Origin of the sequence: Sphingosinicella sp. (assembly GCF_052387495.1) — a bacterium.
Classification (GTDB): Bacteria; Pseudomonadota; Alphaproteobacteria; order Sphingomonadales; family Sphingomonadaceae; genus Allosphingosinicella.
Genome location: NZ_JBQTJC010000066.1, coordinates 1 through 4286, shown reverse-complemented (window position 1 = coordinate 4286; position 4286 = coordinate 1). Strand labels below are relative to the sequence as shown.

Below are 4286 nucleotides of genomic sequence, written 5' to 3'. Positions count from 1 at the left end.
AGGAGGAGGAGCAGCGCGCCGTGCTGCGCGCGCTCGACCCGGACGACCGCGCCGCGATCGAGGAAGCCCTCTCCTATCCCGAAGAATCCGCCGGCCGGCTGATGCGGCGCGACGCGGTCGCCGTGCCCGAGCATTGGACGGTCGGGCAGGTGATCGATTACCTCCGCGCGGGCGAGGACCTCGCCACCGACTTCTTCGAGATTTTCGTCGTCGATCCGGCGCACCGGCCGGTCGGCACCTGCCTGCTCTCCTGGATTTTGCGGACGCCCAGGCGGATCGCGATCGCCGACGCGATGCAGCGCGAGCAGACCCTGATCCCGGTCGACATGGACCAGGAGGAGGTGGCCTTACGCTTCCAGAAATATGCGCTGGTTTCGGCCGCGGTAGTCGATGCGGGCGGGCGGCTGGTCGGCATGATCACCGCCGACGACATCGTCCACATCGTCCAGGAGGAAGCGAGCGAGGACGCGCTTCTGCTCTCCGGCGCGGGCGTCGAGGGCGACATCAACGAGCCGGTGGGCGAGAGCTACCGGATCAGGGTCAGGTGGCTCGCGGCGAACCTCGGGACGGCGCTGGTCGCCTCGGCGGTGATCGCCGCCTTCGGCGCGGCGATCGAGGAGATGGTCGCGCTCGCCGTGCTGATGCCGATCGTCGCGTCGATCGGCGGCAATGCGGGGACTCAGACGATGGCCGTCTCGGTGCGCGCGCTGGCGATGAACCAGCTGACCCGGTCGAACAGCCTGCGGACGGTGTGGCGCGAATTGCGCGTGGCGTTGCTCAACGGGCTCACCATCGCGGTGCTGATCGGGCTCGGGGCGGGGCTGGTCTTCGCCAACGTCCAGCTCGGCCTTGTGATCGCGGCGGCGATGCTGATCAATATTCTGGTGGCGGGGCTTTCGGGCGTTCTCGTGCCGCTGGCGCTGGAGCGATTGGGGCAGGATCCGGCGGTCGCCTCGTCGGTGTTCCTCACCATGATCACCGATTCGATGGGGTTCCTGGCTTTCCTCGGCCTCGCCGTCGCGGCGGGCCTCGCCGGCTAGCGGCCGCCCGTCTCTCCGCAGCGGACCTGCGCGGCGCCGGGGCCGGTGATCGTGCAGGCGGCGCGGCCGAGCACGGTGACGTCGCCGAGGCCGTTATTGGTGACCCGCGCGGTCCGCGCCGCGGCGAGGACGACCGGGCCGACCGAGGTCGAGCTGACGATCGCATCCTCGGCGGCGAGCGCGGAGGCGTCGACATTGCCGGTGCCCTGGAAATCGCCGCGCAAATTGCGGGCGCGGCCGGCGACCTCGATCCGGCCCGAGCCGAGCAGGCCGAGCGAGAGATTGTCCGTCGCGATATTGGCGGCGCGGATCTCGCCGCTGCCTTCGAGGGTGAGATCGACGCGCATGCCCTCGGCGCCGTCGATCTCGAGCCGCCCCGGCCCGATCACCCGCGCCGAGCGGAGGTTGCGGGTGGCGAGGGTCACTTCGACCACGCCCGGCTGCCCGCTCTGCGAAGCGCCCCAGGCGTTGCGGTTGCGGCGGACCCGCAAGGTGGTGCCGGAGACGTCGACGAGGATGCGGTCGATCCCGGCCTGCGGACCGCTGGCGACGGCCGAGGACGGACGGCCGGTGGTCAGCCGCACGATATAGGGGCCTTCGACCACGACGCGGTCGAAATCGGTGACCGAATAGCGCCGCTCGGCGGCGGCGGCCGGCGCGGCGAGCATGGCGAGGCCGAGGAACAGCAACAGGGTCCGGATCATGATCCGGACCATGGCGCCAAAAGCTTAACGGTCAATGGCCCTGCGCAAATCAGCTCGCGCAGTGGACGTCGCCGGAGCCCATCTTGGAGACATTGCAGCGGGCGCCGCCGGTGACATTGACGTCGCCCGAGCCCATGATCGAGGCGTCGACCGTCTCGCTCGCCCGGATCGCAACGTCGCCCGAGCCGACGATCGAGACGTCGGCGCGGCGCGTGGCGAGGCCTTCGAGCGCAAGATCGCCCGAGCCGGCGACCGAGACGTCGGCCTCCTCGGCCTGGCCGGAGGCGCGGACATTGCCCGAGCCCGCGACCGAGAAGCTCGCCTGCCGCGCCCGCAGCGCGCCGATCTCCATATTGCCCGAGCCGCCGATCGAGGCGCGAAAAGCCTCGGCCTGGACGCGGTCGATGCGCATGTCGCCCGAGCCGCCGATCGAGGCGGCGTTGAGCGCGGGCGCGGTGACATAGACGGTGACCCGGCCGCGGTTGCGGCGCCAGGACCAGCCGGAGCGGCGCTCGCTGGAGATGCGGAGCGAGCCGTTCTCGACGGTGATCTCGAGCCGCTCGAGCGCCTCGGCGTCGCCCTCGGCACGGACCGAAGGCTGGCCGCCGACGGTGACGACGACGTCGTGCGAGCCTTCCAGGCTGACCGCCTCGAACGCGCCGACCTGGAAATCGCGGCGGCCCTGCTCGCCCGAACCCTCCTCGCCCTGCCGGGCGCCGGCCGAGCAGGCGGCGGCGACGGCGGCGAGCGGCGCGACGATGAGAACGGTTCGCATGGTCGGACTCCCTAGCTGTATTAGCCGCATAATACGCAAGCCGGGCGCCTGGCGCAAACGAAAAAGGGCGGCCCGTTGCCGGACCGCCCGCTTTTCAGGATCGGTTGAAGCCTTAGGCCTCGACCCGGACCTTGTGGTGGAGCACCGCCGCCTTGTTGAGGATGTCGAGCAATTTGGCGAGCGCCGTCTTCTCGTCGACCTCCTCCATCGCGCCCAGCTCGCGGGCCAAGCGGGTCGAGGCGGCTTCGAAAATCTGCCGCTCGGAATAGGACTGCTCGGGGGCGTCGTCGGGGCGGAACAGGTCGCGGACCACCTCGGCGATCGAGACGAGGTCGCCCGAATTGATCTTCGCCTCATATTCCTGGGCGCGACGCGACCACATGGTGCGCTTGACCTTGGGCTTGCCCTTCAAGGTGGCGAGCGCCTCCTGCATCGTCTTGTCGGACGAGAGCTTGCGCATGCCGACGCTCTCCGCCTTGTTGGTGGGCACGCGGAGCGTCATCTTTTCCTTCTCGAAGCGCAGCACGTAGAGCTCCAGCTCCATGCCCGCGATGTCCGTGCTCTGCAGCTCGATCACCCGGCCGACGCCGTGCTTGGGGTAAACGACATAATCGCCAACGTCGAAGTTCAACGCCTTCGTTGCCATCTAATAGACCTTCCCATGGAAATGACCGCAGCCTGACCGCCACCAACGCCGCATCCGCCCCGAAGGACGCGAGTTCGAAATGGCGCGCTGCAACTTGCTAATGAATCACCGTGCGCGGATGCGAAACGCACCCGCTTCGATAACGCCTATATAGCAGCAAAACCGGCGGAAATCCACCCCGCCGGCGATCGGCCGGCCGGTCAGTCGCCTTCGCCCGGCTCCGCGGAGAAATATTTGTCGAACTTGCCGTCCTCGCCCTTGTGCTCGTCGGCGTCGGGCGGCGAATCCTTCTTGCGGGTGATGTTCGGCCATTCGGCGGAATAGGTGGTGTTCACCTCCAGCCACTTTTCGAGGCCGCTCTCGGTGTCGGGCAGGATCGCCTCGGCCGGGCATTCGGGCTCGCAGACGCCGCAATCGATGCATTCCGAAGGGTTGATGACGAGCATGTTCTCGCCCTCGTAGAAGCAATCGACCGGGCAGACCTCGACGCAGTCCATATATTTGCAGCGGATGCAGGCATCGGTGACGACGTAGGTCATAAGGCTCTCACTCTCCCCTTGCGCCGTCCCTAAGCTTCGCCGCCTTCGCTCGTCAATTCGCAATAGTGCGCGCGAGCCTCGACGGGCGGGCCGCGTCGGGCGGGGAGCGCCTCTATCTTGAGGACGCGAACCTTGCCGTGCCGGGCGAAGCTCAGCACGTCGCCGACCCGGACCGGGGCATGCGCCCTGTCAACGACGCGGCCGGCGAGGCGGAGGCGGCCCTTTTCGGCGAGCTCCTGGGCCTGCCCCCGGGTCTTCACGATCCGCGCGAACCAGAGGAACTTGTCGAGGCGCTGACTATCCACGCTTCAATTCGGCGAGGGCGGCGAAATGGGGCGAGACGGGCCGGGGCTGGCGAGACCGTGGCCGCCGCTCGCGGCCGTGCCAGACCCAGGCGGGCTCGCCCTCGGCGGGCTTGAAGCCGATCTCGCGCATCAATTTCGCCACCGTCTCGGGTTGCAGACCGAGCGAGGTGACGAGCGCCTGGTTGACCGGCTCGCCGCCGCTCCGCGCGCCCTGCGCGTTGGCGGCTATCCGCACGACCATGTCGACAAGGATCATCAGCGGGCCGGCGGCGCGGAA

The 4286-nt window shown here is 68.8% G+C and carries 6 protein-coding genes and 1 pseudogene; 1 reads left to right on the top strand and 6 read right to left on the bottom strand.

The window, feature by feature from the left end; genetic code table 11:
• Window positions 1-1040 (top strand): magnesium transporter (locus ACT4N8_RS03640; RefSeq protein WP_444856774.1); only part of this gene is annotated, 1040 nt, incomplete at its 5' end.
• On the opposite strand, the gene ACT4N8_RS03635 is transcribed toward ACT4N8_RS03640, so the two are convergent.
• The 6 genes and pseudogenes from ACT4N8_RS03635 to ACT4N8_RS03610 form a co-directional block, all read right to left on the bottom strand.
• Window positions 1037-1756: a GIN domain-containing protein gene (locus tag ACT4N8_RS03635; RefSeq protein ID WP_444856773.1), complete on the bottom strand. Its 720-nt coding sequence runs from the start codon at window positions 1754-1756 to the stop codon at window positions 1037-1039. The two genes, ACT4N8_RS03640 and ACT4N8_RS03635, sit on opposite strands and share 4 nt — an antisense overlap.
• Window positions 1757-1793: 37 nt before the next feature.
• Window positions 1794-2519: a head GIN domain-containing protein gene (locus ACT4N8_RS03630; protein WP_444856772.1), complete on the bottom strand. Its 726-nt coding sequence runs from the start codon at window positions 2517-2519 to the stop codon at window positions 1794-1796.
• 112 nt (window positions 2520-2631) lie between these two features.
• A complete protein-coding gene (locus tag ACT4N8_RS03625; RefSeq protein WP_444856771.1) occupies window positions 2632-3165 on the bottom strand; it encodes a CarD family transcriptional regulator in 534 nt (177 codons plus the stop codon).
• A 200-nt stretch (window positions 3166-3365) separates the two neighbouring features.
• A complete protein-coding gene (gene fdxA, locus ACT4N8_RS03620; RefSeq protein ID WP_444856770.1) occupies window positions 3366-3704 on the bottom strand; it encodes a ferredoxin FdxA in 339 nt (112 codons plus the stop codon).
• A gap of 29 nt (window positions 3705-3733) precedes the next feature.
• Complete coding sequence (locus ACT4N8_RS03615) at window positions 3734-4009, bottom strand: RNA-binding S4 domain-containing protein (protein ID WP_444856769.1); 276 nt, start codon at window positions 4007-4009, stop codon at window positions 3734-3736.
• Window positions 4002-4286 (bottom strand): annotated as a pseudogene (locus tag ACT4N8_RS03610) (helicase-related protein); the annotation flags it as partial. The gene ACT4N8_RS03615 and the pseudogene ACT4N8_RS03610, both read right to left, overlap by 8 nt.

Bases quoted from the DNA above. Each gene is read 5' to 3' on its own strand.
- ACT4N8_RS03630 (WP_444856772.1), bottom strand. From the start codon at position 2,519: ATGCGAACCGTTCTCATCGTCGCGCCGCTCGCCGCCGTCGCCGCCGCC.
- ACT4N8_RS03635 (WP_444856773.1), bottom strand. From the start codon at position 1,756: ATGGTCCGGATCATGATCCGGACCCTGTTGCTGTTCCTCGGCCTCGCC.
- ACT4N8_RS03625 (WP_444856771.1), bottom strand. From the start codon at position 3,165: ATGGCAACGAAGGCGTTGAACTTCGACGTTGGCGATTATGTCGTTTAC.
- fdxA (WP_444856770.1), bottom strand. From the start codon at position 3,704: ATGACCTACGTCGTCACCGATGCCTGCATCCGCTGCAAATATATGGAC.